The organism is Serratia sp. PL17, assembly GCF_017832355.1.
Taxonomy (GTDB): domain Bacteria; phylum Pseudomonadota; class Gammaproteobacteria; order Enterobacterales; family Enterobacteriaceae; genus Serratia.
In genome coordinates, this window is sequence record NZ_JAFIBY010000004.1 from 15,248 (window position 1) to 41,616 (window position 26,369).

The following is a 26,369-nucleotide window of genomic DNA, read 5'->3' on the forward strand; positions in this document are numbered from 1 at the left end:
CTCTCCAAAATAGATGAGAGGGCATTTTCAACGAGCTTCCCGGCTGATAGACACGCTTTTAACCTGTGCATACAGCCACTGTCCCGGCCGGATCGCCAATTCGTCTCGCGCCCATGGCGTAATCCGCGCCCACAGTACGCTTTCCCCTACCGCCAGTTTCACCTCTACCTGCCCATCGACCTCCAGGCACTCGGTCACCTTGGCGGGCAGAACGTTGCGAATACTGCTGTTGACCGGCGGTTGTAACACCAAAGAGACATCGGCGGCATTGATTCGTATACGCAGTTGAGCCCCCAATGCGGCATCAACACCGCTGACCCACAGGCGTTGGTCACCCAGTGCCAGCGCAGTCATCGCATAGCGCGCATGGTGTTCGATCACACTGACACGCAACACGCTGCTCTGATCTTCACGCTGTAACCACGGACGCAATGCACTGCTGGCCCACACCTCTTCCAGCCCACCGAATGCCCGTACCTGGCCGTTATCCAGCACCATCACCTGCTCCGCTAACTGCAGAATTTCATCCATGCTGTGGCTAACGTAGAGGATTGGGATATTGACGTCCTGCGCCAGTCGCTCCAGGTAGGGTAGCAACTCACGCTTACGCGGCAGATCCAGTGATGCCAAGGGTTCATCCATCAACAGCAGCTCGGGGGCGGTCAGCAAAGCGCGACCAATCGCCACTCGCTGTTTCTCTCCCCCTGACAACGTCAACGGAAGACGATTGAGCAGCGGGCCGATCCCCAAAAGCTCAACAATGCTGTCGAACTGCTTGCGCATGCCAGCTGCCATGCCGTATTGCAGGTTGCCGCGCACCCGGTAATGCGGGAACAGCCGCGCATCCTGAAACACATAGCCAATACGGCGTTTTTCCGGCGGCAGACAAAGCCCCTGATCGGTATCCACCAGCGTACGGCCATTGAGCACAATGCGCCCCTGTTGCAGAGGTGTCAGACCGCCGACGGCGTTGATTAAGGAGGTTTTACCTGCGCCAGACAGACCAAAGATGGCGGTGATGCCCTGGGCGGGCAGATCGGCGCGGACGTTAAGATTCAGATCGCCAAGCCGTTGGGAAAAATCCAGTTCCAGCATTTACACGCCCATCCGTTTGCGACCCCAGCGGGCAAGCCACTCGGAAACCATCAGTGAAACCAGTGACAACACAATGGCAATCACACACAAGCGCGCAGCGGCGGCTTCTGCCCCCGGCGTTTCTATCAGGGTATACATCGCCAGCGGGATGGTGCGCGTTTCACCGGGAATATTGGAAACAAAGGTAATGGTGGCGCCGAACTCGCCCAATGAGCGGGCAAAAGCCAGTACCACGCCAACAATGACGCCGGGTAACGATAATGGCAACGTGATGGTGAAAAACACCCGCCATGGGTTAGCGCCAAGCGTACGGGCCGCCTGCTCTAAACGGGTATCCACCGCTTCCAGCGCCAACCGAATGGCACGCACCATCAGCGGGAATGCCACCACCGCAGAAGCCAAGGCAGCGCCACGCCAACTGAAGCTGAAACTGAAACCGAACCAGTCATACAGCCATTCGCCAATCACGCCGCGCCGCCCCATGGCGATCAGCAATAAATAGCCGACCACCACGGGCGGCAGCACCAACGGCAGGTGAATAATACTGTCCAACAGTGACTTGCCGGGGAAGCGGCAGCGAACCAACACCCAGGCCATCAAAATGCCAAAGGGCAAGCTGCACACCACCGCCAGGGCGGACACTTTCAGGCTCAGCTCTACCGCCTGCCATTCGTACTCACTCAACATCATTTACGCGGGGAGAATCCATAATGTTTGAAAATAGCAGCCGCTTCTGGGCCCTTCAGGTAGCTGTAGAACGCACTAACGGCCGGTGTTTGATGACCTTTAACGATCGCCATCGGGTATTCAACCGGTTTATGGCTGTCTTCTGGGAAGATGGCCACAACGCTGACTTTATCACTGGCTACCGCGTCTGAACCATAAACAATGCCCAACGGCGCTTCGCCGCGCTCCACTAACGCCATAGCGCTACGTACGTTGTTGGCCCGTGCCAGCTTTGGTTCTAATGCGGTCCAGGCACCGAGGTTTTGCAGTGCTTCCTTGGCATAGATACCGGCCGGTACGTGGTCCGGATCGCCCACCGACAGACGGCCCCCATTGAGCAGTTTTGTCCAATCGGTTTGTTTATCGAGCGTAATTTTAGCCTGTTTGGCATCTTTAGCGGCGATCAGCACCAGTTCGTTACCCAACAGGGTATAACGCGTGTCTTTAACCATCTGCTGTTTGTCGATGGCATAGTCCATCCACTGCTGGTCGGCAGAGATAAATAAATCAGCGGGAGCGCCCTGCTCAATCTGACGTGCCAGCGTGGAGGACGAGGCGAATGAAGACACCACCTGGACATCCTGGCCTTTCTGATACTGGGTTGCGATGTCCTGCAGCGCGTTAGTCAGCGATGCTGCTGCAAAAACGGTAATTTTATCTGCCGCAGACGCCTGCATGACCATACCGGATGCCAATACGATACCGCCGACCCACTTAGTCCATTGCTGTTTCATTGTTTTCTCCGCAAGTTAACGTGCATTATCACTCTTCGTTATATAAAAAATAATATAACGTCGCGCAGAAGCTTGTCATGCGGTTTATCGGCAGAGTGGGACATAACTTGAGAAACACCCGCCGAACGGTGCCGACGGGTATAAGGAAGGGGTGGTGCTAGGTACGATTCTCTTTAGAATGGCCCACTTTGGAGAAAATGTTGAACACCTCACCCAAACCGTAGATCAACCCGAGAATGATAGCCATCACAATAGGTACCATCACGACGGCGAACAGCAAACTTTCCAATAATTCCAACATGGTAGCCTCACTTAACTGCCCATTGAGCGGTAATGAACACCGCCACGTAATCTCTACTTTAAACCAAAATACAGACTAAAACGTGCTTATTTTAAAGGCTGCACGACATTTGTAACCGGCCAAACGTGCCATTTGTGCAGCGATGCGTCATACCGACTGCCGATAGACGTTATTGAGCAGGATAATAGATCAACGGTGCGGCATAATCGCTAACCGATGCCACGCGGGCATTAACAGCATACACGTCACGAATCGTCTCAGGCGTTAGCACCTGCTGCGGTGGGCCAAAGGCATGCAAACGCCCCTCTTTCAACAGCATCAGTCGGTCGCAGTAATTGGCCGCCAAATTCAGATCGTGCAGCGATACCACCACGCTGATGCCCAAACGTCGCAGTAAAGCCATAAACTGTTGCTGGTTGGCAATATCAAGGTGATTAGTGGGTTCATCCAGCAGCAGCCATGGCGTTTGCTGTGCCAATGCGCGCGCCAGATGGACGCGCTGCTGCTCGCCGCCCGACAACTGATGCCATTCTCGCTCAGCAAGCGATGACATTCCCACCTGCTCCATTGCCTGTCCGGCAATGCGGTAATCTTCTGCGCTAAATCCCGCCCAACGGCTGGCGTACACCAAGCGTCCAAGCAACACCACGTCCTTTACCGGTATGGCAAAGGCGCTGGGTCCAGACTGCTCGAGGAACGTCATCCGTTTAGCCCGCTCGTGCCCCTTCAACGTGGCAATATCCGTCTCGTGCAGATAAATCCGCCCACGACTGGGCGGGATCAACCCTGCCAACAGTTTGAGTAGCGTGGATTTTCCGCTACCGTTAACGCCCAACACGCCGGTAACCTCGCCGGGACGCGCCTGAAAACTGAGGTCGTCCAGCACCACATTTTCCGGCGTTGACCACCCCACATGTTCAACACGCAACCCGGATACAGCGTTTTCATCCCTCATGCGTTTATTTTCCGATAGAGCAATGCCAGAAACACCGGGACGCCCAACAACGCAGTCAGTACTCCAACCGGTAATTCACGGGGTGCGAACAGGGTTCTGGCCAGCGTATCTGCTGCAACGGCAAACAGCGCACCGCACAATGCGCTGGCGGGTAGCAACAGCCGGTGGCGCGGTCCAACCAGGAACCTGGCGACATGGGGCACCGTCAGGCCGATGAACCCCACCGCACCGCTGAACGCGACAATCACGGCGGTCAGTGCCATGGTAATGACATACAGCAGCAGCTTCAGTGGCACCACCGCCACCCCCAAAGAGGCCGCGGTCAGGCCTCCGAAAGCCAGTGCGTCCAGCTCCCCTGCCTTCATCCAGCAAATCAATAATGCCACGACCAGCAGCAACGCAATCAGAGCCACCTGCGGCCAACGAGCGTCACTAAAAGATCCCAGCAGCCAAAACATCACGCCGCGAGTGGTATTGGCGTCCGCTTGCCACAGGGTAATCAGCGAGGTCAGGGCAGAAAGCAGCTGCGTAACCGCAACGCCGGCCAGAATAAATAATGATGACTCCGCATGCAGAGCGCGCCCACCGAGCAGTAAAACCAGCGCAAACGCGCCGGCAGCACCGATAAATGCCCCGCCAGATACCGACAGCAAGCCACCACCCACGCCCAAAACCAGCACCAGAACTGCGCCCACACCTGCACCGGAAGAGATCCCCAATACCCAGGGATCGGCCAGTGGGTTACGCGTCAGCGACTGCAGGAGCGTACCGGCCAGCGCCAATCCGGCCCCCGCTACCGCAGCCAGCAAGGCTCTTGGCATTCTCAGCGACCAGATTATCCGTTGGTAGACATCCGTGTTTCCGCAGGCATCAGCAGCACCGGGGGCAAATAAAATATGCCACGCATCCTGCAGCGATATCGGGGCCGGTCCATACAAAGACGCACCCAGTAAAAACAGCGGTAACGCCAGGGTGAGCATTAACAGCCAGCAGCCCCCAGAGCCCCCCGGCAAGCGAGTGAAACGACGACGTACGGACCCATCCATGTTATTTCCAGCCTGCAATCACGTAGTCATCCAGCCATTGCCAGACCGGCCCTGCCTCTTTAAAACCCGCCTGTATCAAACTGGCGACGTGAAAGTCCAATGCTACCGCAGGGGGCACTGGACGCCCGGCGAACAGGCTCTCCCTCTGTTGCTGGTATTGTGCCAATTCAGGCAGTTGCTGCACCTTGGCAAACCACTGGTCCCAGTCCTCAACCCCCTCTTGCCACGCCCGCTGTTGTGTCTGGTCATCGTGCTGTTCGGCGAGCGTTTTAATGCGTGGGTGCCGGTGATCAAAACGCTGGTGATCCGCATTCAAAAACACGCCACCGTCGGGCAATAGTTCGACGATGTTACGATACAAAACCCCCAATTGTTCCGGCATTAGCCAGTGCAGTGCGGTACTGGAAACCGCCGCTTGCGGTGCGGAGCCGCCTAGAGATGCAAAACAGTCAGGATCGGCGAGATCGGCCTGAAGGATACGGACCCGATCGCCGTATTCCGCTAAGGCGCCACGGGCAATTGCCAGCAATAATGGATCCAAATCCATTGCCGTCACCTTGGCTCTCGGGAAGCGTTGAAGGATGCGCAAGCTGAGTGAACCTGGCCCACAGGCCAGATCCAGCACATGAAAATCCTGGCCTACCGAGAGTTCCAGTACATCCAACTGTGCACTGAAACGCGCTTCCCGCTCGGCGATGTAGGCACCTTGTTGTTGATCCCATGAGGCCAGCAGTGAAGAGAATGAAAGGGAGGACATATCAGGGTTCCTTGTTGGGAATGGGCAATGGTGAGACCTGTTGCTGCAGGCCCTTGATTAAACGGTGCAAAGCCGGAACCGTACGGACCGAAGGATCCAGGTCATAACCGGGCAAAATGACGTAGCGTTTTTGTCGCACGGCACGCAAAGTTGCCGTTAACGGGTGATGTTCTAAAAAATAGATTTTGTCTTTGGCGCTGTCGCCAAGGCCACCGCGGGGCAAATCGCCAAGTACAATCACATCAGGATCGCGGGCAGCGATGGTCTCCCATGAGACGGTAGGCCAAAGTGCAGCCAGATCGGCAAACAGATTTTCGCTGCCGACTTCCCGGGTAAGCAGCGCCGGAGCTCCGCAGCACCCTGCCACATATGGGGTTTGAGTACCGGCATACCACCAAAGCAGCCGCTGACGAGGAAGTGACGCCGCCTGTTGCCTGAGTTCCCGCAGCCGATCTTGCTGATGCTGGATTAAGGTTTCGGCGTCGCGAGTGACGTTAAAAATGCGGGCAATCTCTCTCAATTCGGCGAAAATGCCGTCAAAGCTCGCTGTTGAAGTTGTCGCGCTTTGTTGCCCCCCGCAGACATTGGGCGAGAGATACGTCGCTATCCCCCACTCTGTCAGCCGTTCGCGATTCGGGGCTTCCGGGCTGTTAAGCCAGTAGTAGCTGGCCGAGTAGACAAAATCCGGGTTCAATAACAACAAGGACTCCGCCGCAGGTGGCGCGGTGGCCGACAGCTTACTCAGTGCCTTATTCCATCCTGCGGGCGCCGGAGAGGGCACAGTATCCTGCGCGTAGTCATAGCCAATAATGCCAACAACGTGCGCCACGACTCCCAGAGCCAGCATATTTTCCAGCGCAGGGTTCGCGTACACCAACACGCGTTCAGGCACCGAAGGGTAACGGTATTGTTGGCCACAGTTGCTTAGCGTCACAGGCGTAGCCTGTGCCAGCGTGCTCATCACCAGCCCAAGTGCGCACAGCAGGCGGATTATCGATGGCATGGCGCTATCAGAACCTCACCGAAATAAAGCTTTCATACGTACGCGACGGCGCAATCAGCACCTGATCCGGGTAGGTGCGCTGGTAGGCGTACAGTTGGTTGGTCGCATTTCTGATACGAACGCCCAGGTTAACGATTGGGGTTAATTGATAGTCTGCTGCCAGATCGAGCGTGGTGTAGGCCGGCATTTTGCGCTGGTTGGCATCGTCGTTATAGCTGCTGCCTACGTAGCGCAGCGATGACGTAAGCCCTAATGACTCCGTCGGTTTGTAACGCGCAGTGAGGTTGGCGGTCCAGTCAGGAATGTAAGCCGGACGATTGCCGTTATAGCTGCGCAACGGGCTACCGCCACGGTATTCATCGTAACGAGCGTGGGTATAGGCCGCATTGGCAGCCAGTTCCCATTGCCAACTTGGCCGCACCATCACGCTTAACTCAACGCCGCGCGAGGTCTGCCGCCCGACAGCATTCAACGTATCCGGTTGTTGTGCGTTAGGCACAAACAAGTTGTCCTTGCGCAGCTCGTATAACGCCAGCGTGGCTTCCCCCTTGTTCGCCCAAAACTGGCCCTTGGCACCCATTTCCCACTGGCGCGCTCGAGTTAACGGCAAACCTGTTTGTGTCGGGCTTAAAAAGAACAGATCGTTGCCAGGTTCCTGACCCGTGGTGTAGTTAGCGTAGACATTAAGGTTGTCGGTTAGCGCATAGCTGGGCCCCAGACTCCAGACGCTAAACGCGTAGGTGTGCTCATGGCTTTCTTCTTGTGGGCTTTGGAAATGCCAATCCATCAGCATGTGGTTGTAACGCAGCTGCCCCAGCAAGGTTAAGCGCTCAGTCAGACTGAAATGATCTTCCAGGAATCCCGCGTACTGGTTTTGCGTGACGTGACGAACAGGAGAACGCTGAAGATCCGTTCCCTGCGAGAAGTCCTCTCTGACCGGCGTTAGCAGCGAAACGTCCTCAGAACCGGGAAACCCGTTGGAGTAGTACTGGAAGCGTCTTTTGCTTACATCAACACCAATCACCAACCGGTTATCAAAACCGCCCAGCGGCCGATCGAATACCAGTGAACTGCGGTTGCCTATCAGATCATCATCGTGGGCCAACGCCCCGAAAGAATCACGGTTTACATAGCCGGATTGGGTCGCAGCAGCAGCAGATGTACGATAACGTTCTACATTGTGCCACTCACGAAAACCGCTGTAGTAATAGAACTGATTATGCAGCTCGATTTCCGGGGTGGTGAACCAGTCCAAACTGGCCTGGAAAGACGTCGCATTGCTCTGAATCCGGCTGTCAGTCAGGTTGTTGTAGTTGATATCGCGCAGCTCGCGTGCAATGCGCCCGTCCACCAGCGGTGTGCCGTAGTAAGGATTGGTCGTGCGGTTAAGCATGCGATCCAAACTCAGCGTCAGCAGGGCATTTTCTGTCAGTTTAAACAGCAATGAGCCGGATACGCGTTTCTGCTTATCGCGTTCATATTGCACGTTGGTACCGTTGTCGTTACCGCTGACATCCAGACGATAAGCTGCCACATCATCCAAAAGCGTGCCGCCAGAACCAAAATGTAAACGCTGGCTGTTGTAACTGGCTAAGCCGTAGTCGAACTCAACAGGCTGGCGGCTAAACGTTGGCTGGCGTGACACCAGATTGACGCTACCGCCGGCTGCGCTCAGGCCATTGAGCACCGAGCCGGGGCCGCGCAGCACCTCAACACTGTCGTAGTGCGACGGATCCGCCAGTTGGATCGTGCTGCCGGGCGTTTCGACACCGTTATACAGCCAAGACACCGGCCTAAAACCACGTAGCGAAAAGTTATTACTCAGCGTAGGTGATGCCACGCCAGACATACCGGTTGCGTGTTCGACCACGTCAGCCAGCGTTTTGTCCCCACGTTGCGCAATAGCCTGGTGGCCGATCACATCCACACTGCGCGGCGTTTCCTTGTTGGTCAGTCCCAAACGTGAGGCCGCGTGTGTGACCGACGCCAAGGCGCTGTAGGTTCCTGGGGACGCAGTTGAAGCTTCTACGGTAACGCTGTCTTCACAGCCTGGTGACGCGTCTGCTTTGTCGCAACCGTTGACGGCGCCCAGAGCGACACCCGAGAAGAGAAAAAAACCCGAGGCAATCAGACGATAAAGTGATTTTATTGGCGTGACGAAACGCCGGCGTGCAGCACTCATTTACAGCATCCCTGTGGTGAAATAAAAACGTGGCGAGGCCTAAGGCCATCATTATATTTTTTGTTATGTTATAACATATCGAAACTTGAGCGCCAGTTTTATTGTCCTTGTGCACTCCCCACGACAACTAACGCGCCATCCTTTGGCGCTTTGCCGATAAATCAGCGACAATAAGGCTTTTGCAGCCGACAGGACGCGTTATGCAGGCCGAAATTCTTCTCACGTTAAAACTCCAGCAAAAACTGTTCGCCGATCCACGCCGCATCGCGCTGCTTAAACAGGTCCGGCACACAGGCTCCATTAGCCAGGGCGCAAAACTGGCGGGTATCAGCTATAAAAGCGCCTGGGATGCGATTAACGACATGAACCAGTTGGCGGAGCAGACTGTGGTTGAGCGTGCGACCGGGGGAAAAGGCGGTGGCGGTGCGCAGGTGACCCATTACGGTGAACGTCTGATCCAGCTTTACGACCTGTTGGGGCAGATCCAGCAAAAAGCCTTCGATGTGTTGCAACAAGACAACCTGCCGCTCGACAGCCTATTGGCGGCCATCTCGCGTTTCTCGTTGCAAACCAGTGCGCGTAACCAGTTCTTTGGCACCGTGATAGGACGCGATCACCAGAAAGTACAACAACATCTCGATATCTTGCTTAACGACGGCAAAACGCGTCTTAGTGCGGCGATAACCCAGCAGAGTGCCGATAGACTGCAACTCTCCCCCGGTAAAGACGTGCTGGCGTTGATTAAAGCCCCTTGGGTAAAGCTGAATACCGATCCCGCGTTGGCGGGGGCCGCGGACAACGCGCTGGAGGGCGTGGTAGCCAGTATCCAGCCAGGCACCGATCATAGCGAAGTGCTGGTCACGCTGACGGGCGGTGAAACCCTGTGCGCCACAGTAGCCAATCCAGAGTTGCAACAACTTAAATTACGCCCCGGCAGCACAGTACAGGCCTTGTTTAATGCCGATCGCGTGATCGTCGCGACGTTGTGTTAAACGCAACGTTACGTTGCATTTTTGCCGATTGACATCGCCTTGCAATGCGCCTATTTCTAAACAAAATAATTGCATAAAAAGGAATAGGTGATGTCGTCGTTGCACATTTCGCAAGGTTCGTTTCGCTTAAGCGATACCCGTACCCTGACGCTGGAGACGCTGGATATTCAGGCCGGCGACAGTTGGGCCTTTGTTGGTGCCAACGGCAGCGGAAAATCCGCGCTGGCACGTGCACTTGCCGATGAACTGGTGCTGCTCAACGGCGAACGCAGCAGCGATTTCAAGCATGCGGTGCGCATCTCTTTCGAACAGTTGCAAAAGCTGGTCAGCGACGAATGGCAACGCAACAATACCGACCTGCTCAGCCCCGGTGAAGAAGACACCGGGCGCACCGTGGCTGAAATCATTCAGGAAGACGTCAAAGACCCCGCGCGCTGTGCGCAACTCGCCGAGCTGTTTGGCATTACTCCGCTGCTGTCACGCCGTTTCAAATACCTTTCAACCGGCGAAACACGCAAAACGCTGCTGTGCCGCGCGCTGATGCCACAACCCGATTTACTGATCCTGGACGAGCCGTTCGACGGGCTGGACGTGAATTCGCGCGCCCAGTTGGCTGCACTGCTGAGCGACCTTTCTGGGCATGGCTATACCCTGGTCCTGGTGCTCAATCGCTTTGACGAAGTGCCGGACTTTATCCGCCAGGTTGGCGTATTGGCAGATTGCACGCTGGCAAGCCAGGGGACACGCGAACAGGTCATGGCAGACGCGTTGGTCGCACAATTGGCGCACAGTGAAAATCTTGATGGCCTGGCACTGCCAGAAACGGAAGATCCAACCCAAACAACCACGTTACCGGCGGATCAACCGTTAATTGTCCTGCGCGACGGCATTGTCAGTTACGACGACAGACCGATCCTTAACCACCTCGACTGGCAGGTTAACCCCAAGGAGCACTGGCAGATCGTTGGTCCGAACGGTGCGGGAAAATCCACCCTGCTCAGCCTGATCACTGGCGATCATCCTCAAGGCTACAGCAACGATCTCACGTTGTTTGGTCGCCGTCGCGGTAGCGGAGAAACCATCTGGGATATCAAACGCCACATCGGTTACGTCAGCAGTAGCCTGCACCTGGACTACCGTGTCAGCACCAACGTCCGCAACGTGATCCTGTCCGGTTTCTTCGATTCGATTGGTATTTACCAGGCGGTATCCGATCGCCAACGGCAGTTGGCCGATCAATGGTTGGCGCTGTTGGGATTACAGGGAGAAGCGCCGTTTCATAGCCTGTCCTGGGGACAACAGCGATTAGCCCTGATCGCCCGCGCACTGGTCAAGCACCCGACGCTGCTGATCCTCGATGAACCACTACAAGGGTTGGATCCGCTCAATCGTCAGCTGGTACGCCGGTTTATCGACGTATTGATCGGCCAAGGTAACACCCAGTTACTGTTTGTCTCTCACCATGCAGAGGACGCGCCGCAGAGTATTACTCACCGCCTGAGCTTTGTCCCTGACGCTGCAGGATATCGCTATCAGCACGATGCATTAGCCTAATCCCCGAGAATGATGCGGATGGGTGGCAAGGCCACTCATCCGATGACATATCCGGCAACACTTCCTCCGTAACACATCACATTTGGCCTTTTATCATAAGGGGTAAAGGATTCGTTTCTGGAGACACTATGTCCGCCGCACTGATTATTATCGATCTTATTGACGATCTGATTGGCCCCAAAGGCCGTGCGAATCATTGTCGTGAACAGGCAGTGGCGCAAAATCTGATTGCCAACACCAATGCCGCTGCGGCTTACGCCCGTGTGCGTAAAATCCCGGTGATTTGGGTGCGCGTCGGTTTTGCCGACGACTATCACGATATTCCCGCCCACTCCCCTCTGTTCAACCACCTAAAACAGATAGGCGCGCTGCGTTTGAGTAGCCCCGGTTGCCAATGGGATAAGGATTTGCAGGTGTTGCCGGCAGATATTAAGTTTGAAAAGCATGGCGTCTCCGCCTTTGCCGGTAACAATTTGTTAGCCTGGTTGCAGGAACATCATTGCCACCATCTATTGCTGGGCGGCGTCAGCACGCCACTGGCAATAGAAAGTACCGCCAGACAGGCGCACGATGCCGGTTTTCAGATCACGGTCTTACAGGATTTGTGTGCAGCCCCCACCCTGGAAATCCACCAGCAGAGTCTGGACATTTTGCAGAATTTGGCGGAAATTTCCCGGTCGTCAACCTGGATGAAAGGTTAATAGCAACATTTGCGCTACTGCCCCGACCTTTACTGTAACTTCACTGTGTTACTATCCGACTTAGCGCTCAATTCCGCCATAATCACACGCCGCAAAGGCACTGAGCGCCGTGTACATATTTTAAAGGGACATAGTTATGTGGGGCGTACTGGCTGCTTCGTTATTCTTTTTGCCATTTAACCGGCTGATTGCCTGGTCAATTTTGGCCGCTTCAGCAGGGATGGGGATGTACCATGGGGTGCTTACTCCGCTCAGCCTGGCATGCTTATTGGGCATCGTTGCTCTCGCGGGGCTAAGGCATCATTTCCGCGCGCAGCGTAATCTCAGTGTCCTGTTCGAAGTGCTGGTCGTTGCAAGTTGTGTGGCGCTGTTCCTGCATCTGGTGCCGGGCATCAATAACCAATTGATGATCGACGGTGAAAAAGCGGGCCCGTTAAGCGCGCCTTTTACGATGTACTACAACTTCGACAAAGCGCTGGTGCCATTCCTTCTATTTGCTTGTTTACCAACGTTATTTAAACGCGACGAACCGGAAAAAAGCAGAGGGTCATTGTCCTGGATAGCGTTGATTATCAGCGTTCCGGTTCTACTGCTGATAGCCGTGGCACTTGGCGGCCTGAAGATCGAGCTGCATACCCCGGCCTGGATCCTGCCGTTCGTCATGGCTAACCTGTTCTTTGTCTGCATGGCTGAAGAGGCATTATTCCGCGGTTATTTGCAGCAACGTCTTAGCCAATGGTTGGGTGCCTGGCCGGCATTGATTATCGCAGCCGTGATTTTTGGTGCCGCACATCTGGCTGGTGGCATGTTGATGGTGGCTTTCGCCACGCTGGCCGGATTGATATACGGTCTGGCATGGATGTGGAGTGGTCGCTTGTGGGTACCTATTTTGTTCCACTTTGGGCTTAATCTGACACATTTGTTGCTGTTCACTTACCCGCTCTATCAACATTCCTGACACCTTTTAGCCGGTAGGTACCTGCCTGCCGGCCGTCCTGGTGAAAACGTTATCACCCATGCACGAATTCTTGTTTCCTTCCTGATATTCCTCGGACTGCATCACCGGCACTCCTTGCCGGCACACCTTGTGTAAGCGATTCCATTTTTCGCGCTAGATCACCTTTTCCCTCCGAAAGACGTGCTATCTTTTTGCCCATAGCTATCCATTTATATGCATTACTGGGCCGTTAGCGGCAGATGAAAGCGATTACACCCAGCCGCATCGACCAAGAAAAAGGAACCGTCATGACGGAATTTAACCCAATCGATCACCCCCATCGCCGCTATAACCCGCTGACTGGGCAATGGGTATTAGTTTCACCGCACCGCGCCAAACGGCCTTGGCAGGGCCAGCAGGAATCCGCGCAGCAAGAAACACTGCCGCAGCACGATCCGAACTGCTTCCTGTGCCCAGGAAATACCCGCGTGACCGGCGATAAAAACCCGGATTATAAAAATACCTTTGTGTTCACCAATGACTTTGCCGCATTGATGACTGACACCCCACTGGCACCGGAAAGTGCAGACCCTTTGATGCGCTGCCAGAGCGCACGTGGTACCAGCCGGGTGATTTGCTTCTCCCCCGACCACAGCAAAACGCTGCCGGAGTTGACGCTTCCGGCGCTGGAATGCGTGATCGCAACCTGGCAAGAACAGACCGCCGATCTGGGGCGCAGCTATCCGTGGGTCCAGGTATTTGAGAATAAAGGTGCAGCGATGGGGTGCTCCAATCCCCATCCGCATGGGCAAGTTTGGGCCAACAGTTTCCTGCCAAACGAAGTCGAGCATGAAGATCGCCTTCAGCGCGCCTATTTCCAACAACACCAATCCCCCATGCTGCTGGATTACGTTCAACGCGAACTGGCCGACGGCAGCCGCACCGTAGTGGAAACCGAACACTGGCTGGCTGTGGTGCCCTACTGGGCCGCTTGGCCGTTTGAAACGCTGCTGTTGCCGAAGCAGAGCGTGCAGCGTATTACCGATCTCAGTACCGCACAGAGTGGCGATCTGGCCGTGGCACTGAAAAAGCTCACCAGCCGCTACGACAACCTGTTCCAGTGCTCCTTCCCATATTCCATGGGCTGGCACGGTGCGCCGTTCAATGATGCGGATAACCGCCACTGGCAATTGCATGCTCACTTCTATCCACCGCTGCTGCGTTCCGCCACGGTGCGTAAATTTATGGTGGGTTACGAAATGTTGGCGGAAACCCAACGTGATCTGACAGCAGAACAGGCCGCAGAGCGTCTGCGCGCCGTTAGTGATATTCATTACCGTGAAGCCGGAGTCCAATAATGAGTTTGAAAAATCTTACCCACTCCCTGTTCAGCGAACGTTTTGGTTACGCGCCAGAGCTGGCTATTCAGGCCCCTGGCCGGGTGAACCTGATCGGCGAACACACTGACTATAACGACGGTTTTGTGCTGCCGTGCGCCATTGATTACCAGACAGTAATCGCCTGTGCCAAACGCAATGATCGTCAGATCCGGGTCATTGCCGCCGATTACGACAACCAACAGGATCAATTCTCGCTCGACGCGCCGATCGTGAGCCACCCGAGCCAGCGCTGGTCCGACTATGTGCGGGGAGTGATCAAACACCTGCAACAGCGCAACGCCGATTTTGGCGGTGCCGATCTGGTGATCTCCGGCAACGTGCCGCAGGGTGCCGGCCTAAGTTCCTCTGCCTCGCTGGAAGTTGCTGTAGGCCAGGCGATACAGGCTCTGTATCAATTACCGATGGATGGCGTGGCACTGGCACTGAATGGACAAGAGGCAGAAAACCAGTTTGTCGGCTGCAACTGCGGGATTATGGATCAATTGATTTCCGCACTCGGTGAGAAAGATCATGCTCTGTTGATCGATTGCCGTTCACTGGAGACACGGGCGGTATCGGTACCGGAAGATATTGCCGTGGTCATCATCAACTCCAATGTAAAACGCGGTTTGGTGGACAGCGAATACAACACCCGACGCCAGCAGTGTGAAGCCGCAGCGCGCTTCTTTGGCGTCAAGGCGCTACGCGATGTCAGCCCAGATCTGTTTTTCCCGATCCAACATGAACTGGATCCGATCGTCGCCAAACGAGCGCGCCACGTGATCAGTGAAAACGATCGTACGCTGGCCGCGGCTGATGCATTGGCCGCGGGCGATATGACATTGATGGGCCGACTCATGGCGGAATCTCACGCCTCTATGCGCGATGACTTTGAAATTACCGTGCCGCCAATCGACCGGTTGGTAGACATTGTCAAAGCCGTTATCGGCGACCAAGGCGGGGTGCGTATGACGGGTGGCGGCTTTGGCGGTTGTATTGTTGCCTTGATGCCACAGGCGTTAGTTGCCCCCGTGCGCGAAGCAGTAGCCCGTGAATATCCATTACAGACCAATGGGCTGAAAGAAACCTTCTACGTTTGCAAAGCATCCGAGGGGGCTGGTACATGTTGAGCGACAACCAGGCGCTGGCGCCTGACGGCCAGCCCTACCAATTAACCCAGTTGAAAAACGCAGCCGGGATGACGGTAACCCTGATGGACTGGGGCGCTACCTGGCTTTCTGCCGTCCTTCCGCTGAAATCAGGCAAAACCCGCGAACTGCTGCTGGGCTGCCAAACGCCGGCTGACTATCTGCTGCAAGCGGCCTATTTGGGAGCCACCGTCGGGCGCTACGCTAACCGTATCGCGACCGCGAGCCTGCAGATTGATGGCAAGCGGCATCCTCTGGATGCCAATCAAGGGGAACACCAGTTACACGGCGGGCCAGAGGGTTTCAACGCCCGGAGATGGCGGATTATTGAGCAGAGTGAACGTCAGGTCAGTTACACCCTCCATTCGCCAGACGGTGACCAAGGCTTCCCCGGTAATCTCGATGTCCAGGTGTGCTATCAGCTCACTGCCGATAACCGGCTGGAAATCAGTTACCAGGCGCAAACCGATAGCGCCTGTCCCGTCAACTTGACCAATCACGCCTACTTCAACCTGGACGGTGAGGGCACCGATGCACGCCACCAGCGGTTGCAACTGTTTGCCGACCGTTATCTGCCGGTCGACAGTGATGGGATCCCCTGTGCTGCGCTTACACCGGTAGAAGGCAGTGGCATGGATTTCCGTCAACCAAAAACATTGCTGCAGGATTTTCTGCGCGACCGCGACCAACAACGTGTAAAGGGCTACGATCACGCCTTCCTGCTGCACCGCACATGCGTTGCGTTAGACAGCCCGGCGGCGCACCTGTGGTCGGCAGATGGCCAGGTGAAAATGAGTGTCTTCACCACTGCACCGGCATTGCAGCTCTACAGTGGCAACTATCTGGGCGGTACCCCAGCGCGTGACGGGGGCAGCTACGCAAATTACGCTGGCGTGGCTCTTGAAAGCGAGTTCTTACCGGACAGCCCGCACCATCCAGAATGGCCGCAGCCCAATTGCTGGCTGCAACCCGGCCAACGTTATCAAAGCGCCACCCATTATCAGTTTTATCCTATCTGACCCGCTACGCCCCTTGCCATGCGGCAAGGGGCCGTTTGTTATAAATACTTACCTTTTTACATCTCCCCCCTGCCGGCCGTTACCTTTCCTTATTCCAAACCTCGCACTAGAATCAGGCTACGGTGATAAGCACAACACCTTGTGCAACGTCACAATTTTCGGCCAGCCCGGCCGGTCAATAGCTGAAGGAACACCTATGCGTCTGATTACTGCACTTCCATTACTGGCAGGTTTACTGCTTAGCACCAACCTGATGGCGGCTGAAACGGCAACAAAAACACCTTCACCCGCCCAGGCCGCGCAGCAGAAACGCATGACCGATTGTAATCAACAGGCCTCTAGCAAAACGCTGAAAGGCGCGGACCGCTCCACCTTTATGAGCACCTGTCTGAAATCCGAAGGTACCGCTGCGACGAAAACGCTGACACCGCAGCAGCAGAAAATGAAAACCTGTAACGCCGATGCCAAGACCAAAAGTCTGAAAGGCGACGAACGTAAAACCTTTATGAGTAATTGCCTGAAAAAATCGGCCTGATTCCCCTGCTCTTGCCGCACGGCTGAATTCCCTTTAGCCGTGCGACTTTCCCTTTCGGCACCCGCCTGAACGATTCAGCTTTTCCTCAGCACAGCACTTACTTTGCGGCAAGAAATTGGCTATGGTTAAACACTATCGATTGCCGAGCCACTGGCCGCGGCAATATAATGATTTTCGTTATCATTGAAATGTCAGATTATTAAGGAGTTAAGCTATGGCTGTAACTAAGCTGGTTCTGGTGCGTCACGGCGAAAGCCAGTGGAACAACGAAAACCGCTTCACCGGTTGGTATGATGTTGATTTGTCAGACAAAGGCCGTACCGAAGCAAAAGCAGCAGGCAAGCTGTTGAAAGATGAAGGTTTCTCCTTTGACTTTGCTTACACCTCCGTACTGAAGCGTGCAATCCACACCCTGTGGAACATTCTGGACGAACTGGATCAGGCTTGGCTGCCGACGGAGAAATCCTGGAAGCTGAACGAGCGTCACTACGGTGCGCTGCAGGGTCTGAACAAGGCTGAAACCGCAGAAAAATACGGTGATGAGCAGGTTAAGCAATGGCGTCGCGGTTTTGCCGTCACCCCACCAGAGCTGACCAAAGATGACGAGCGTTACCCGGGCCACGACCCACGTTACTCTGCGCTGACCGAAAAAGAGCTGCCACTGACTGAAAGCCTGGCCCTGACTATCGATCGCGTGATCCCATACTGGGACGAAGAAATTCTGCCACGTATCAAAAGCGGTGAGCGCGTTATCGTTGCGGCACACGGTAACTCCCTGCGTGCACTGGTGAAATACCTGGATAACCTGAGCGAAGACGAGATCCTCGAACTGAACATCCCAACCGGCGTGCCGTTGGTGTATGAGTTTGACGAGAACTTCAAGCCGATCAAACGTTACTATCTGGGCAATGCCGACGAGATCGCTGCTAAAGCGGCCGCCGTGGCAAACCAGGGTAAAGCGAAGTAATTTTCGCCCGTTGATCTAAAAAGCCCCCGGTTTTGGCCGGGGGCTTTTTTTATGGCGCAAAGCGAGCTTTATTTGGCGCGTCGTGCTTTCACGGCTTGCGCGAGTTCGCGCAATACCGTCTCGGTATCCGCCCAGCCGATGCAAGCATCGGTGACGCTTTTGCCGTAAACCAGCGGTTCGCCGCTTTCCAGGTTCTGATTACCTTCCACCAGATGGCTTTCGATCATCACACCCATGATCGCCTTTTCACCCCCGGCGATCTGCCCACAAACGTCGGCATTCACGTCCAACTGCTTCTTGAACTGCTTGCTGCTATTCGCATGGCTGAAATCGATCATCACCTGTGCAGGCAGACCCGCTTTGACCAGGCCTTCTTTGACTTCTTTCACATGTGAAGCGCTGTAGTTCGGTTCTTTGCCGCCACGCAAAATGATGTGGCAATCGCCGTTACCGCTGGTATTCACAATCGCCGAATGGCCCCACTTGGTGACTGACAGGAAACAGTGCGGTGCGCTGGCAGCATTGATGGCGTCAATCGCGACCTTGATGGTGCCGTCAGTACCGTTCTTGAAGCCAACCGGGCAAGACAGGCCGGAAGACAGCTCGCGGTGTACCTGGGATTCTGTAGTGCGTGCGCCGATCGCGCCCCAGCTCATCAGATCCGCCAGATACTGCGGGGTGATCATGTCGAGGAATTCGCCAGCTGCTGGCAGACCGCTGTCGTTGATATCCAGCAACAGTTTGCGTGCCAGACGCAGACCGTCGTTGATCTGGAAGCTGTTATCCATTTGTGGATCGTTGATCAGGCCTTTCCAGCCCACGGTGGTGCGCGGTTTTTCAAAATAAACACGCATCACGACTTCCAGCTCGCCACTCAGCTCCTGACGCAGTGACAGCAAGCGGCCCGCATATTCTTTGGCCGCTTTGGTATCATGAATAGAGCAAGGACCGATGACAACCAGCAAGCGATCGTCACTACCACGAAGGATCTGATGAATAGCATTGCGTGCCTTGGACACCGTCTCTGCTGCGCGTTCAGTCGCCGGAAACTTTTCTAACAGGGCCACCGGTGGCAGGAGTTCCTTAATTTCTTTAATGCGTAAATCGTCGTTTTGGTAATTCATAACTTTTCCATTCGGTATCGAGAGGCGGTATTTCACAAAACGCATACCCTATGAATTTCAAGTTGCAGCTAGGCACCCAGTTCACTCATCCCCAGGCGCTTACTTAAGTAAGTCACTGGGGTGAGTGAGTGCAGGTAACAACGCTGCAACTTGAAAGGCGACGGGTATAGATCCCACCAATTTAGCCTGTGAGGGTAGCGCTGTAAATCACCTTTGCCGCCCGCAGAATGAACGGCCAAATTAACAGTAGATTGTGCTGTTTCATCAGGGGAGCGTAGTGGCTCCTTTTTCGTTATGCTAACAACCAGGATACAGTTACTCGAGCCAAACCATGCCCTCTCTGTTATTAGTTGATGACCACCCGGTGGTTCATGTCGCACTGGAAGCGGCGCTAATCAAATCGTCCCGCCCGTATCACCTTCAGGCGGTACAAGACGATGTCCAGGCGCTGAGCCAACTGGCCATTCGCGATTTTTCGTTGGTGATCCTCGATATTGGCCTGCCGCAGGTAGATGGCCTGCAGCTGTTGAAAAAAATCCGTCGTCGCTATCCACAGCAACCGGTCTTGATCTATACCGCACAGGAAGAAGACATTTATGCCCGTATGGCCTATGCAGCAGGTGCCAATGGGTTTGTCCATAAGGGCAGCCGACTCGAACAGCTGGTGCAAGCGATTGAAACTGTACTCGATGGTGCCCTGAGCTTTCCCGACACGGCAATGGCAGAAGAAACTCAGTCAGTGGAAGGGGCGCTGCTGACCCCAAAAGAGCTGCAGGTTCTCGGATTACTCAGCAAGGGACTGTCTAATCTGCAAATTGCCGACATGCTGAGCATCAGTAACAAAACCGTCAGCACCCACAAGAAGAATATTTTGCGCAAAACCGGTGCCAGCAACCTGCTGGAACTGGTAGCGGTATTTAAAGAGCTAACGCCATGATGCGTGGCGTTCTGTTGTTGTTAGCCCTGCTGTTGTGTTTAGGTAAAACCGCGCAAGCGGGGCAACCGGTGCGCTACCAACTGGTCAGCAACCTGAGTATCCCTCCCGATATGCTGATCGCCAGTGAGAAAAACCCCTGGCGCGACGCCAGCCTGCGCATCGGGATCATCAGTGAAAACACCAGCCCCTATAACATCATTGTGGATGACGATTTGTACGGCCTGAACGCCGACTACCTCGGTTACATACAGCAGGTCACAGGCATCCACTTTCAAATCTACGGCTTTACCGATCTGGCACGCCTTGAGCAGGCATTACATAACGGCACTATCGATCTGGTGTACGGCATTCCGCAAAACGAAGCGCTGCATAATCTGAAAGTCTCTCAGCCTTATTACGTCAGTAACTTACGTGTACTGCGAGATCGCAGTAATGACCGTCAGGTGATGCTCAATTCCGCCAATGCACGGGTGGCGATCAGTACCTTAACCGATATGCAGGCCGGTAACGCGTTGAAAGCGATCTCCCCTCACGTACAGCGTTATGACAATAACTTGCAGGCGGTATATGCCTTACTGAACGGCAGCAGCGACTACTTTATTGCTGACGAAGCCAGCGCCAGCTTTATTATCGACCAATTGCAGCTCGGGCAGCTTTATCAGATCGAAAGTACCGTTAATCTCGGGAATCTGTCGTTCGTCTTTGCCGCCGCCAACCCGCAACTGATAGACACTCTCAATATTGCCATCGCCGATACCCCGATGGAGTTTATGAATGCCATTCAAAGCCGCTGGAGCAAAAAAATCCCCAGCTATCTCGACACTGGCAACGCCGATCTGACCCAAATGGAAAAAAGTTGGGTGGGAACCCACCCTACCGTTTATTACGCCGCCATTGAGAATAACTTTCCGTTCGCCTACCGCGGTGCCGGTGGGCAGCCGCGCGGCTACGCAATCGACATTTTGAATATCATTGCGCAGAACACCGGGCTGCGCTTTATGCCGCTTTGGGCACGTAATGCCGAGGAGGCGGACCAACTGGTGCAATCCGGTCAGGCCAGTTTCCGAACGGCACTGCCATTAGCCCGTGGCGTTAAAGCGCGCTACAGCGCCAGCATGCCAATCCACCGCTCGCTGTGGGGGGTTTACATTGGCCAACACACCAACGGCATTTCCACCTGGAGCGATCTGGCCGGCAAGCGTATCGGGGTGTTGCAGGGGGACCTGGCTCAAGGGCTTGTTCCCCCCGATGAAGAGCTGATCCGTTTTACCGACAGCAAAACCCTGTATGACGCGTTGGCCAACGGCCAAATAGATGCGCTGGTAGATAATGTGATCTCAGCAAACTTTGTCGCCCTGTCACGCTATTCTGGTGCGATAAAACTGGCGTTTGCCGCCAATAACATTGCCTACCCAGTGGCCTTCGGTGTACGTCAGGATCAGCCGTTGCTGTTAGCTATCCTCGATAAAAATCTGATGCAGATCCCGTCAGAAACGCTGCAATCATTACGCGATGAATGGATTGTCGATCGCAGCAACTTGATTGATGCCGTGAACGAAAACCGTATGCAGCCACAAACTACCTGGCTTTTAGCGCTGCTGGCAGCAGCAATCTTGCTGTTGCTGGGGCTGACACTTCGCCGCTTTGTGCTTCAACGACGAGAAAAGCGCGAGCGTGAAGTGCTCGAGCAGGCACGCCGACATGCTGAAGCGGAAAATCGCATGAAAAGCAAATTTCTGGCTACCGTCAGCCATGAACTGCGCACGCCAATGCACGCTATTCTCGGCTTGCTGGAGCTGGAGCTAAAGCGCCAGCCAGCCCCTGAGGGATTACCGGTCATTTACAGCTCAGCGTCATCGTTACTCAACTTACTCAATGACTTGCAGGATCACGCAAGGTTGGAAACCGGCTCGCTGACATTAGTGCCCAAAGCTGTGACGCTGCGCCCCTGGATTGACCACATCAGCGCCCTGTATCAACCACTGATTGGCGAACGCCCGGTGAGATTCAGTGTGAATGCGGCCGACAACCTACCCACCGCCGTTCTTGTTGATGGTGAGCGTTTACTTCAGGTAGCTAACAATCTGATAAATAATGCGATTAAATTCACCCCCCGCGGCACTATTCAGGTGAATATCGATTGGCACGCGTCCGCCGCGCCTCAGGGGGACCTGTGCCTGACGGTGGCCGACAGCGGCTGCGGTATCGCCGCCGACGAGATAGACAAGCTGTTCCAACCCTTTTACCGCGCGCGCAGTGCACAGCGCGTATCCGTGCAGGGTACCGGGCTGGGTCTGTCTATCTGCAAGGAAATCGTCGAGCAAATGGGTGGCCATATTGCGCTACATTCACAACCCAGCGTGGGCACCCAGGTTTATGTTAGGGTGCCAGTGACTCCGATCGCGGCTGATCGGGCAACCCACCCGGCTGACAAACCGTTCAATTTACCGTCGCCAACCCTACGCGTGGCACTGATCGACGATCATCCCACCAATCTGTTGCTGATGGAGCGGCAATTACGCCACTTCGGGCTACGACCAACCCTGTTCGAACAGGGCTATACACTGCTGAAAGCCCACCGCCAGCATCCGTTTGACCTGCTGTTTATTGATTACAATATGCCGCGCCCGGACGGCCTGACACTGGCACGATTGATACGCCGGGACGAACAACGCCACCACCTTCCCGCCTGCCAAATTATTCTGTGCTCGGCAGATGTGCAGGAATTTACTCGCATCCCATCAGGACGGGTGGCGATCGATCGGTTTTTAACCAAACCTATTTCGCTGTCGGCTATCGCTCAAGTATTACCGCAGCAGCCGCAGGTGACAGAGCAACAGTTAGTCCTCACTGACCTACAACAGACTCTGACCGAGATGGCGGGTAATGATCACGCGATGCTCCAACGTCTGGCGACAACACTGCTGGCAACGTTACAGCAAGACCGACAACGGCTTGAAAAGGCGCTGCAGAGCCAAGATTTATCGGCATTGGGGCAAAGCGCACATCGTATTAAGGGCAGCTTGTTGATGCTGCAACTGCCGGCAGCAGCAAACCTGTGCCAGCACCTGGTAGAAAGTGGCCGTGAAGGAACATTAAATCAGGCCGCCTATACTGAATTAAGTGTGTTAGTGGAACAGATACTGATAGAACTGGCGGGTCTGGTCAGCACTGACAAGTCGTATTTCGCTATGCATAAGGATGAATAATGTCGGACGCCCCACATGTACACCAGCCAAAAGACAGTAATAGTAAACGCCTACTGACCGCTTTTTTAGTCACTGCGGTATTTATGGTCGCCGAAGTCGCCGGTGGGTTAATTTCCGGTTCACTGGCACTGCTGGCAGATGCCGGCCACATGCTCACCGACGCCGCAGCGCTGTTGGTCGCGCTAATGGCGGTGCACTTCTCGCAACGTAAACCTAATGCACGCCACACTTTTGGTTATCTGCGCCTGACCACTCTGGCGGCTTTCCTCAACGCTGCCGCGTTGCTGGTGATTGTTGTATTCATCCTGTGGGAGGCTATACGGCGTTTCTTCGAACCACAGCCAGTGATGGGTACGCCAATGCTGATTATCGCCATAGCGGGGCTGCTGGCTAACCTGTTCGCCTTCTGGCTGCTACACCGTGGCAGTGAGGAGAAGAATATCAATGTACGTGCCGCTGCATTGCACGTGCTGGGGGATTTACTGGGATCCGTGGGTGCCATTGCGGCCGCCATTGTGATATTGACCACCGGCTGGACGCCAATCGACCCAATACTCTCGGTGTTGGTCTCCTGCCTGGTCATACGCAGCGCCTGGCGGCTGTTGAAAGAAAGCTTCCACGAGCTGTTGGAAGGCACACCGCAAGAGGTGGATATCAACAAGTTGCAAAAAGACCTGTGCCTGAATATTCCGGAAGTACGTAACATCCATCATGTGCACGTCTGGCAAATTGGTGAGCAGAAGCTCATGACACTGCATGCGCAGGTGATACCGCCAAACGATCACGATGGCTTGCTGTATCGCATCCAGGCTTACCTACTGGAGCACTACCGGATTGGCCATGTCACCATTCAGATGGAATACCGGCATTGTGATACGCCCGACTGCGGAATTAACCGCGCGCCCGAGCCAAGTGACCACTCACATTCTGGCTCACATTCTCACCTGGGGCATCATCACTAAAACACGTAGGGCACCTAATAAGGTGCCCTAACAATTTATATGTGGAAGATTATGAAGCAGAAGATAAGGGCCGCGATTGGTTACTGCTCGCGCTCTTGATCCACAGCCAAGAGCCGTTCAGCGCAATCAGCGTCAGAATCACGTATTCTAGCGCCATGGCATAAACCCCCTGGTAGGCGAAAATTGCTACGCTGATCACGTCGATCACCACCCACAACAGCCAGTTCTCCACGTATTTGCGGGTCATCAAAATCATCGCCACGATTGACAACACCATCATGGTTGAGTCCCAGAACGGGAAGGCATCCGGCTGCAACTGCGGCATTTGCACGCCCAGACCCAAGCCCTGCATCACCGCAACCGCAATCTGCGTCAGCCCGGCAAACACAGGGTCAATATTGAACGTCATCAAGGCAATGCCGATAACACACACCGCAGCCCAGGCCAGCGCTTTCGGCAATGACAACCAACGGATTTTCAATTCAGCCTGGTTATCCTGAGTCTGACGGCTCCAGGCGTACCAACCGTAGATATTGGCAACAAAGAAGAAGAGCTGCAGCAGCAGGCTGGCGTAGAGCTGAATTTGGAAGAAGATCACCGCAAACAACGTCACGTTAATCAAACCAAACAGGTAGTTGATAATCTTCTCTTTGCTGGCATACCAAATGCACAGCAAACCGAACAGGGTGCCAATGGCCTCAATCCAAGAAAGATCGTAGCCTCCGGCCCCCAACGGAATATGCACCAAAATATTGCTGGTACTGAAAAAGCTCATTTTATCATCCTTATTAAGCGGTTAATCTGCCCTCAGGCGTTCCCTTTTACCTGCATTTTTAATTGCGCAGCGAAATCCAGCATCCGGTTCAGTGGGATCAGGGCCTTCTGGCGTAGCGCAGCGTCGACGTGTATCTCATGCAGTGCGCCACCTTGCTCCAACCCATCAGCGATGGCCTTCAGGCCATTCATCGCCATCCACGGACAGTGTGCGCAGCTTCGGCAAGTGGCGCCTTCACCGGCAGTAGGCGCTTCGAATAATTCTTTGTCCGGACAGGCTTGTTGCATCTTATAGAAAATACCGCGGTCGGTGGCGACAATCAGCTGCGGATTAGGCAGCGTTTGTGCCGCCTGAATCAATTGGCTGGTTGAACCCACCGCATCTGCCAGATCAACCACTGCCTGTGGCGACTCTGGATGCACCAGTATCGCTGCGTCTGGGTACAAGGCCTTCATACGCATCAAGGCCTGGGTTTTAAACTCGTCATGGACGATACAAGCGCCCTGCCAGCAAAGAACATCGGCACCCGTCTGCTTTTGCACATAGTTACCCAGATGGCGATCCGGTGCCCAGATGATCTTTTCACCCAGGCTGTCGAGATGCTCAATTAATTCAACAGCAATACTGGACGTCACGACCCAGTCGGCACGTGCTTTTACCGCCGCGGAGGTATTAGCGTAGACCACCACGGTACGATCCGGATGGCTATCACAAAAGGCATTGAACTCTTCTTCCGGGCAGCCAAGATCCAATGAGCATTCCGCATGTAACGTCGGCATCAGCACCTGCTTTTCCGGGCTGAGGATCTTGGCGGTTTCCCCCATAAAACGGACGCCGGCAACCAGCAGAGTCGACGCAGGGTGATTGCTGCCGAATCGTGCCATCTCCAGCGAATCCGCCACGCAGCCGCCCGTTTCTTCAGCCAACGCCTGGATTTCCGGATCGGTATAATAATGGGCTACCATCACCGCATTACGTTGCTTGAGCAGCATTTTAATTTTCTCGCGATAAAATGCCTTCTGCGCAACATCCAGCGGCACGGGTTTAGGCGGGAACGGATACACCGCCGCGTTCACATCAAACATTTCACTCATCGCTACAATCTCTGTGCTAGGCTGGGTGTCTGCTGCAAGGGTACTCCCCCTACCACAACCCATTCGTTTTATATACTAAACAAAATACCTAAAATCGCGCGAAAAGTCCGCTGATATTTTTGCGTTTACGCTAATTGTGTTTAATACATTAAAAATGTTGAGATAATGAAGTTCAAAAGAGGGCCGTGCGGGGGTCTAAAAGGGATTAATCAGCTCAAAGGGGCGGGATTGATTCAG

The 26,369-nt window shown here is 54.6% G+C and carries 24 protein-coding genes; 12 read left to right on the forward strand and 12 right to left on the reverse strand.

The features are described from left to right. Positions 1-27 precede the first annotated feature (27 nt). The 9 genes from modC to JOE25_RS14275 all read right to left on the reverse strand — a co-directional run bounded on the left by modC (position 28) and on the right by JOE25_RS14275 (position 8,799). Complete coding sequence (gene modC, locus JOE25_RS14235; protein ID WP_209636194.1) at positions 28-1,095, reverse strand: molybdenum ABC transporter ATP-binding protein ModC; 1,068 nt, start codon at positions 1,093-1,095, stop codon at positions 28-30. After that, entirely contained in the window at positions 1,096-1,785 is a 690-nt protein-coding gene (gene modB, locus JOE25_RS14240) for a molybdate ABC transporter permease subunit (protein ID WP_209636196.1), read from the reverse strand. It abuts the gene before it with no gap. Beyond that, a complete protein-coding gene (modA, locus tag JOE25_RS14245) occupies positions 1,782-2,555 on the reverse strand; it encodes a molybdate ABC transporter substrate-binding protein (protein ID WP_209636198.1) in 774 nt (257 codons plus the stop codon). Before modA ends, modB begins: the two co-directional genes overlap by 4 nt. Positions 2,556-2,712: 157 nt before the next feature. Beyond that, positions 2,713-2,856: an AcrZ family multidrug efflux pump-associated protein gene (locus JOE25_RS14250; RefSeq protein WP_037421566.1), complete on the reverse strand. Its 144-nt coding sequence runs from the start codon at positions 2,854-2,856 to the stop codon at positions 2,713-2,715. 169 nt (positions 2,857-3,025) lie between these two features. Further along, the gene (locus tag JOE25_RS14255) at positions 3,026-3,811 is read right to left on the reverse strand and encodes an ABC transporter ATP-binding protein (protein ID WP_209636200.1); all 786 of its coding nucleotides are present in this window, start codon (positions 3,809-3,811) and stop codon (positions 3,026-3,028) included. Further along, complete coding sequence (locus JOE25_RS14260) at positions 3,808-4,857, reverse strand: iron ABC transporter permease (RefSeq protein ID WP_209636202.1); 1,050 nt, start codon at positions 4,855-4,857, stop codon at positions 3,808-3,810. Before JOE25_RS14260 ends, JOE25_RS14255 begins: the two co-directional genes overlap by 4 nt. A 1-nt stretch (position 4,858) precedes the next feature. Continuing rightward, on the reverse strand, positions 4,859-5,614 hold the full coding sequence (locus JOE25_RS14265; protein ID WP_209636204.1) for a class I SAM-dependent methyltransferase: 756 nt from the start codon (positions 5,612-5,614) through the stop codon (positions 4,859-4,861). 1 nt (position 5,615) lies between these two features. Beyond that, complete coding sequence (locus JOE25_RS14270) at positions 5,616-6,617, reverse strand: ABC transporter substrate-binding protein (RefSeq protein ID WP_209636207.1); 1,002 nt, start codon at positions 6,615-6,617, stop codon at positions 5,616-5,618. Between the two features lie 7 nt (positions 6,618-6,624). Then, positions 6,625-8,799 carry a TonB-dependent receptor gene (locus tag JOE25_RS14275; protein WP_209636209.1) on the reverse strand — a complete coding sequence of 725 codons (2,175 nt, stop codon included), beginning with the start codon at positions 8,797-8,799 and terminating at the stop codon, positions 6,625-6,627. 200 nt (positions 8,800-8,999) lie between these two features. Here JOE25_RS14275 and modE point away from each other — a divergent pair, with 200 nt between their 5' ends. The 9 genes from modE (at position 9,000) to gpmA (ending at position 18,031) form a co-directional block, all read left to right on the forward strand. Next, complete coding sequence (gene modE, locus JOE25_RS14280) at positions 9,000-9,791, forward strand: molybdenum-dependent transcriptional regulator (RefSeq protein ID WP_209636211.1); 792 nt, start codon at positions 9,000-9,002, stop codon at positions 9,789-9,791. A gap of 90 nt (positions 9,792-9,881) precedes the next feature. Then, positions 9,882-11,345: a molybdate ABC transporter ATP-binding protein ModF gene (gene modF, locus JOE25_RS14285; RefSeq protein WP_209636213.1), complete on the forward strand. Its 1,464-nt coding sequence runs from the start codon at positions 9,882-9,884 to the stop codon at positions 11,343-11,345. A gap of 128 nt (positions 11,346-11,473) precedes the next feature. Further along, positions 11,474-12,046, forward strand: coding sequence for an isochorismatase family cysteine hydrolase (locus tag JOE25_RS14290; RefSeq protein ID WP_209636215.1), 573 nt, complete (start codon positions 11,474-11,476; stop codon positions 12,044-12,046). Positions 12,047-12,182: 136 nt separating this feature from the next. Beyond that, positions 12,183-13,004 (forward strand): CPBP family intramembrane glutamic endopeptidase, encoded by an 822-nt coding sequence (locus JOE25_RS14295; RefSeq protein WP_209636217.1) that lies wholly within the window; start codon positions 12,183-12,185, stop codon positions 13,002-13,004. A 287-nt stretch (positions 13,005-13,291) separates the two neighbouring features. Further along, positions 13,292-14,341 (forward strand): galactose-1-phosphate uridylyltransferase, encoded by a 1,050-nt coding sequence (gene galT, locus JOE25_RS14300; protein WP_209636219.1) that lies wholly within the window; start codon positions 13,292-13,294, stop codon positions 14,339-14,341. Then, the gene (galK, locus tag JOE25_RS14305; RefSeq protein ID WP_209636899.1) at positions 14,338-15,492 is read left to right on the forward strand and encodes a galactokinase; all 1,155 of its coding nucleotides are present in this window, start codon (positions 14,338-14,340) and stop codon (positions 15,490-15,492) included. Before galT ends, galK begins: the two co-directional genes overlap by 4 nt. Continuing rightward, positions 15,486-16,529 carry a galactose-1-epimerase gene (galM, locus tag JOE25_RS14310; protein ID WP_209636222.1) on the forward strand — a complete coding sequence of 348 codons (1,044 nt, stop codon included), beginning with the start codon at positions 15,486-15,488 and terminating at the stop codon, positions 16,527-16,529. The genes galK and galM overlap by 7 nt, the downstream gene beginning before the upstream one ends. A gap of 196 nt (positions 16,530-16,725) precedes the next feature. Further along, positions 16,726-17,064: a PsiF family protein gene (locus JOE25_RS14315; RefSeq protein WP_209636224.1), complete on the forward strand. Its 339-nt coding sequence runs from the start codon at positions 16,726-16,728 to the stop codon at positions 17,062-17,064. Between the two features lie 214 nt (positions 17,065-17,278). Next, complete coding sequence (gene gpmA / locus JOE25_RS14320) at positions 17,279-18,031, forward strand: 2,3-diphosphoglycerate-dependent phosphoglycerate mutase (protein ID WP_004941818.1); 753 nt, start codon at positions 17,279-17,281, stop codon at positions 18,029-18,031. A 68-nt stretch (positions 18,032-18,099) separates the two neighbouring features. Here gpmA and aroG read toward each other — a convergent pair whose 3' ends face one another. Further along, positions 18,100-19,155 carry a 3-deoxy-7-phosphoheptulonate synthase AroG gene (gene aroG, locus JOE25_RS14325; RefSeq protein ID WP_209636226.1) on the reverse strand — a complete coding sequence of 352 codons (1,056 nt, stop codon included), beginning with the start codon at positions 19,153-19,155 and terminating at the stop codon, positions 18,100-18,102. A 331-nt stretch (positions 19,156-19,486) separates the two neighbouring features. On the opposite strand from aroG, the gene JOE25_RS14330 reads away from it, so the two are divergent. From JOE25_RS14330 to zitB, 3 genes are read left to right on the forward strand one after another with little or no spacing between them, the layout of a single operon-like run. Then, positions 19,487-20,092, forward strand: coding sequence for a response regulator transcription factor (locus JOE25_RS14330; RefSeq protein WP_209636228.1), 606 nt, complete (start codon positions 19,487-19,489; stop codon positions 20,090-20,092). Beyond that, on the forward strand, positions 20,089-23,301 hold the full coding sequence (locus tag JOE25_RS14335; RefSeq protein WP_209636230.1) for a transporter substrate-binding domain-containing protein: 3,213 nt from the start codon (positions 20,089-20,091) through the stop codon (positions 23,299-23,301). The genes JOE25_RS14330 and JOE25_RS14335 overlap by 4 nt, the downstream gene beginning before the upstream one ends. Further along, the gene (gene zitB, locus JOE25_RS14340) at positions 23,301-24,263 is read left to right on the forward strand and encodes a CDF family zinc transporter ZitB (protein WP_209636232.1); all 963 of its coding nucleotides are present in this window, start codon (positions 23,301-23,303) and stop codon (positions 24,261-24,263) included. The genes JOE25_RS14335 and zitB overlap by 1 nt, the downstream gene beginning before the upstream one ends. Before the next feature lie 49 nt (positions 24,264-24,312). On the opposite strand, the gene pnuC is transcribed toward zitB, so the two are convergent. Then, positions 24,313-25,038, reverse strand: coding sequence for a nicotinamide riboside transporter PnuC (gene pnuC, locus JOE25_RS14345; protein ID WP_209636234.1), 726 nt, complete (start codon positions 25,036-25,038; stop codon positions 24,313-24,315). Between the two features lie 32 nt (positions 25,039-25,070). Continuing rightward, on the reverse strand, positions 25,071-26,132 hold the full coding sequence (gene nadA / locus JOE25_RS14350; protein ID WP_209636236.1) for a quinolinate synthase NadA: 1,062 nt from the start codon (positions 26,130-26,132) through the stop codon (positions 25,071-25,073). Positions 26,133-26,369: the final 237 nt, after the last annotated feature.

What these genes read in the sequence shown, in the direction of transcription:
- modC (WP_209636194.1), bottom strand. Translation starts at nt 1,095, where the DNA reads ATGCTGGAACTGGATTTTTCCCAACGGCTTGGCGATCTGAATCTTAAC.
- modB (WP_209636196.1), bottom strand. Translation starts at nt 1,785, where the DNA reads ATGATGTTGAGTGAGTACGAATGGCAGGCGGTAGAGCTGAGCCTGAAA.
- modA (WP_209636198.1), bottom strand. Translation starts at nt 2,555, where the DNA reads ATGAAACAGCAATGGACTAAGTGGGTCGGCGGTATCGTATTGGCATCC.
- JOE25_RS14250 (WP_037421566.1), bottom strand. Translation starts at nt 2,856, where the DNA reads ATGTTGGAATTATTGGAAAGTTTGCTGTTCGCCGTCGTGATGGTACCT.
- JOE25_RS14255 (WP_209636200.1), bottom strand. Translation starts at nt 3,811, where the DNA reads ATGAGGGATGAAAACGCTGTATCCGGGTTGCGTGTTGAACATGTGGGG.
- JOE25_RS14260 (WP_209636202.1), bottom strand. Translation starts at nt 4,857, where the DNA reads ATGGATGGGTCCGTACGTCGTCGTTTCACTCGCTTGCCGGGGGGCTCT.
- JOE25_RS14265 (WP_209636204.1), bottom strand. Translation starts at nt 5,614, where the DNA reads ATGTCCTCCCTTTCATTCTCTTCACTGCTGGCCTCATGGGATCAACAA.
- JOE25_RS14270 (WP_209636207.1), bottom strand. Translation starts at nt 6,617, where the DNA reads ATGCCATCGATAATCCGCCTGCTGTGCGCACTTGGGCTGGTGATGAGC.
- JOE25_RS14275 (WP_209636209.1), bottom strand. Translation starts at nt 8,799, where the DNA reads ATGAGTGCTGCACGCCGGCGTTTCGTCACGCCAATAAAATCACTTTAT.
- modE (WP_209636211.1), top strand. Translation starts at nt 9,000, where the DNA reads ATGCAGGCCGAAATTCTTCTCACGTTAAAACTCCAGCAAAAACTGTTC.
- modF (WP_209636213.1), top strand. Translation starts at nt 9,882, where the DNA reads ATGTCGTCGTTGCACATTTCGCAAGGTTCGTTTCGCTTAAGCGATACC.
- JOE25_RS14290 (WP_209636215.1), top strand. Translation starts at nt 11,474, where the DNA reads ATGTCCGCCGCACTGATTATTATCGATCTTATTGACGATCTGATTGGC.
- JOE25_RS14295 (WP_209636217.1), top strand. Translation starts at nt 12,183, where the DNA reads ATGTGGGGCGTACTGGCTGCTTCGTTATTCTTTTTGCCATTTAACCGG.
- galT (WP_209636219.1), top strand. Translation starts at nt 13,292, where the DNA reads ATGACGGAATTTAACCCAATCGATCACCCCCATCGCCGCTATAACCCG.
- galM (WP_209636222.1), top strand. Translation starts at nt 15,486, where the DNA reads ATGTTGAGCGACAACCAGGCGCTGGCGCCTGACGGCCAGCCCTACCAA.
- JOE25_RS14315 (WP_209636224.1), top strand. Translation starts at nt 16,726, where the DNA reads ATGCGTCTGATTACTGCACTTCCATTACTGGCAGGTTTACTGCTTAGC.
- gpmA (WP_004941818.1), top strand. Translation starts at nt 17,279, where the DNA reads ATGGCTGTAACTAAGCTGGTTCTGGTGCGTCACGGCGAAAGCCAGTGG.
- aroG (WP_209636226.1), bottom strand. Translation starts at nt 19,155, where the DNA reads ATGAATTACCAAAACGACGATTTACGCATTAAAGAAATTAAGGAACTC.
- JOE25_RS14330 (WP_209636228.1), top strand. Translation starts at nt 19,487, where the DNA reads ATGCCCTCTCTGTTATTAGTTGATGACCACCCGGTGGTTCATGTCGCA.
- JOE25_RS14335 (WP_209636230.1), top strand. Translation starts at nt 20,089, where the DNA reads ATGATGCGTGGCGTTCTGTTGTTGTTAGCCCTGCTGTTGTGTTTAGGT.
- zitB (WP_209636232.1), top strand. Translation starts at nt 23,301, where the DNA reads ATGTCGGACGCCCCACATGTACACCAGCCAAAAGACAGTAATAGTAAA.
- pnuC (WP_209636234.1), bottom strand. Translation starts at nt 25,038, where the DNA reads ATGAGCTTTTTCAGTACCAGCAATATTTTGGTGCATATTCCGTTGGGG.
- nadA (WP_209636236.1), bottom strand. Translation starts at nt 26,132, where the DNA reads ATGAGTGAAATGTTTGATGTGAACGCGGCGGTGTATCCGTTCCCGCCT.